The organism is Erwinia sp. (assembly GCF_031978025.1).
Lineage (GTDB): Bacteria > Pseudomonadota > Gammaproteobacteria > Enterobacterales > Enterobacteriaceae > Erwinia.
Genome location: NZ_DALZCD010000370.1, coordinates 1 through 3271 on the forward strand (window position 1 = coordinate 1; position 3271 = coordinate 3271).

The 3271-nt window shown below is 56.6% G+C and carries 3 protein-coding genes; 2 read left to right on the forward strand and 1 reads right to left on the reverse strand.

The features are described from left to right. Positions 1-107: 107 nt before the first annotated feature. Together RTK32_RS20350 and murJ are read left to right on the forward strand one after the other, a co-directional pair. Positions 108-1025, forward strand: coding sequence for a Gfo/Idh/MocA family oxidoreductase (locus RTK32_RS20350; protein WP_312047127.1), 918 nt, complete (start codon positions 108-110; stop codon positions 1023-1025). A 121-nt stretch (positions 1026-1146) separates the two neighbouring features. Further along, the gene (gene murJ / locus RTK32_RS20355) at positions 1147-2685 is read left to right on the forward strand and encodes a murein biosynthesis integral membrane protein MurJ (protein WP_312047129.1); all 1539 of its coding nucleotides are present in this window, start codon (positions 1147-1149) and stop codon (positions 2683-2685) included. A 157-nt stretch (positions 2686-2842) separates the two neighbouring features. On the opposite strand, the gene flgN is transcribed toward murJ, so the two are convergent. Continuing rightward, positions 2843-3271: flagellar export chaperone FlgN (gene flgN, locus RTK32_RS20360; RefSeq protein WP_312047130.1), on the reverse strand; the 429-nt coding region annotated here is incomplete at its 5' end.

Genomic DNA, 3271 nt, shown 5'->3' on the forward strand with positions numbered 1-3271 from the left:
ACCCTTTCCGTCTGAAAGCGGCGATCTGACGGAAAGGGTGGCGGAACTGGAACGCCAGGTAGCGGAAATGCAGCAGCAGCTGGCTCACTTGCTTCAGGGATCCTGATATGACAACGTTGCGTATAGGTATGGTAGGGTTGGGCAGCATTGCACAGAAAGCCTGGCTTCCGGTGCTGGCTAACGAACAAGGCTGGCAGCTGGTGGGGGCGTTCTCCCCGAACCAGCAAAAGGCCCGCCCGATTTGCGACAGCTGGCGTATACCTCTTTATGCCACGCTGGACGCGCTGATCAACGATTGCGACGCGGTATTTGTGCATACTTCCACCGCCACCCATTTCAGTATCGTTAAACAGCTGCTGCTTGCGGGTAAGGATGTCTGCGTGGATAAACCGCTGGCGGCGACGCTGGCCGAGGCCGAACAGCTGGTGGCGCTGGCGCAGCAGCGTGGCCGCAAGCTGATGGTCGCGTTTAACCGTCGCTTTGCGCCGCGTTATCTGCAGTTAAAAGCGTTGGGGGGACTGGCCTCGCTGCGTATGGACAAACACCGCAGCGACAGCGTCGGCCCGCACGACCTCTTTTTTACGCTGCTCGATGATTATCTGCACGTGGTGGACACCGCGCTCTGGCTCGGCGGCGGCGGTACGCTACAGGGCGGCACGCTGTTAACTAACGATGAAGGCCAGATGCTTTATGCAGAACACCATTTTTACCAGGGTAGCCTGCAAATCACCACCAGTATGCACCGGCGAGCCGGTACGCAGCGCGAAACGGTGATGGCGATAGCGGATGGCTGCGTCTGGCAGGTAGAGGATATGCGCGAACTGTGCCAGGAACAGGCGAGCAGCACTATCATTGAACCGGTTCCCGGCTGGCAAAGTACCCTGGAGCAGCGGGGGTTTGTGGGCGCCGCCCGCCATTTTATTGAGTGCGTACAAAATCAGACTATGCCGCAAACGTCCGGTGAGCAGGCGCTGATAGCGCAGCGCGTCATCGAAAAGCTCTGGCGCAACAGCGATCGGGAATGATGGTGTTACATTCGTATATGGTTATTTCACGGTATATCAGTAGACTATCCCCGCTTCGTGCCGTCTGAAGCGGCCGAATGATAACCGTGGCGCGCCACCTCCTTTAAAAGAATCGAAGATCATGAACCTGTTGAAATCCCTGGCAGCGGTCAGCTCGATGACCCTGTTTTCTCGCGTGCTCGGCTTTGCACGCGATGCCATTGTGGCAAGAGTGTTCGGCGCGGGAATGGCAACGGATGCCTTCTTTGTCGCCTTTAAACTGCCCAACCTGCTGCGTCGCATCTTTGCCGAAGGGGCTTTTTCTCAAGCCTTTGTGCCTATTCTGGCGGAATATAAAAGCAAGCAGGGTGAGGAAGCGACACGCGTGTTTGTCGCCTACGTCTCGGGTCTGTTAACGCTGGCGCTGGCGGTCGTTACCGTGGCCGGGATGTTTGCCGCGCCTTGGGTGATTTATGTGACCGCACCCGGTTTTGCCGATACGGCCGATAAGTTTGCGCTAACCTCGGCGCTGCTGCGGGTGACTTTTCCCTATATCATGCTGATTTCGTTGGCCTCACTGGCTGGCGCGATCCTGAATACCTGGAACCGTTTTTCCGTGCCGGCCTTTGCGCCGACGCTGCTGAATATCAGCATGATCGGTTTTGCCGTGTTTGCGGCCCCGCATTTCCATCCGCCAATAATGGCGTTGGCCTGGGCAGTGGTAGCCGGAGGCGTTTTGCAGCTGGGGTATCAGCTGCCGCATTTGAAAAAGATTGGGATGCTGGTCCTGCCGCGCCTGAACCTGAAAGATGCCGGCGTCTGGCGGGTAATGCGTCAGATGGGACCGGCGATCCTTGGCGTGTCGGTGAGCCAGATTTCCTTAATTATTAACACCATTTTTGCCTCATTTTTGGTATCCGGTTCGGTCTCATGGATGTACTACGCTGACCGCCTGATGGAGTTTCCTTCCGGCGTATTGGGCGTGGCGCTGGGCACCATCCTGCTGCCGTCGCTGGCTAAAAGCTTTGCCAGCAAAAATCACGAGGAGTATAACCGCCTGATGGATTGGGGGCTGCGCCTCTGCTTCGTGCTGGCACTGCCAAGCGCGGTGGCGTTGGGTATCCTCGCTAAGCCGCTGACCGTTGCGCTGTTCCAGTACGGCAAATTTTCCGCCTTTGATGCGGCCATGACCCAGCGTGCGCTGGTCGCCTACTCGGTGGGGCTAATGGGGCTGATCGTAGTGAAAATCCTGGCGCCGGGCTTTTATTCGCGACAGGACATCAAAACACCGGTAAAAATCGCCATCGTAACGCTTATCATGACGCAGCTGATGAACCTGGCCTTTATTGGCCCGCTGAAACACGCCGGGTTATCACTGTCGATCGGTCTGGCGGCCTGTCTGAATGCCTCGCTGCTCTACTGGCAGCTACGCAAACAGAAAATTTTTCTGCCTCAGCCCGGTTGGTTCAGCTTTTTGCTGCGTTTGGTCATTGCGGTGGTGGCTATGGCCGGGGCGCTGGCAGGGATGATGTGGGTGATGCCAGAGTGGACGCAGGGCAATATGCTGATGCGGCTGCTGCGCCTGGCGGCGGTGTGTGCCGTTGGCGGCGGCGTATATTTTGCCGTGCTGGGGCTGCTGGGCTTCCGCGTAAAAGATTTTGCCCGCACTACGGCGATATAAAAAAGCCCCGTTGAAAAACGGGGCTTCACGTGGCTGACAAATCTGAAAGCCCGAGGCGATGACCGGGTCGATAACGACGCAGGAAACAGCCTCGGGATTTTCGATTCTGCCGCGGTAAGACGTCAACCCCGGCGCGGGCCGGGGCAGTGACGACGCTTTATACCTTACGGCTGATAAAGCTGCTTGAGGTCGCCTGGCCATTCGGGCCATAAAAACTCTGGGTCTGGTAGGGCTTTAAGACTTCAATCGCCTTTTCGGTAAAGGTGATTTGATGATTAAGCAGCATCCCGTTATGTAAATTGGTATCGCGCAGTTTTACCGTCTGTTCCTGCACGGCAGCCCAGCGACGAGCCATGTCTGACTGTCCACTATAAGGCGCATGCAATCCCACTTCTTTTTCTGCATCGCGGCGCAGCTGCTCAAGGAAATTGAGCGTCGCCAGCAGCGAACTTTTATCTTCCGTAATACGTTGCAGCAGGCTGCTGTTGATCTGACCGCTCGAGAGCTGTTGCTGCTCTGCCGCCATTACGTCAGCCAGACTTTTCAGGACTTCCAGCATTTTATCAAGCGCGTTCAACAGTTTAGT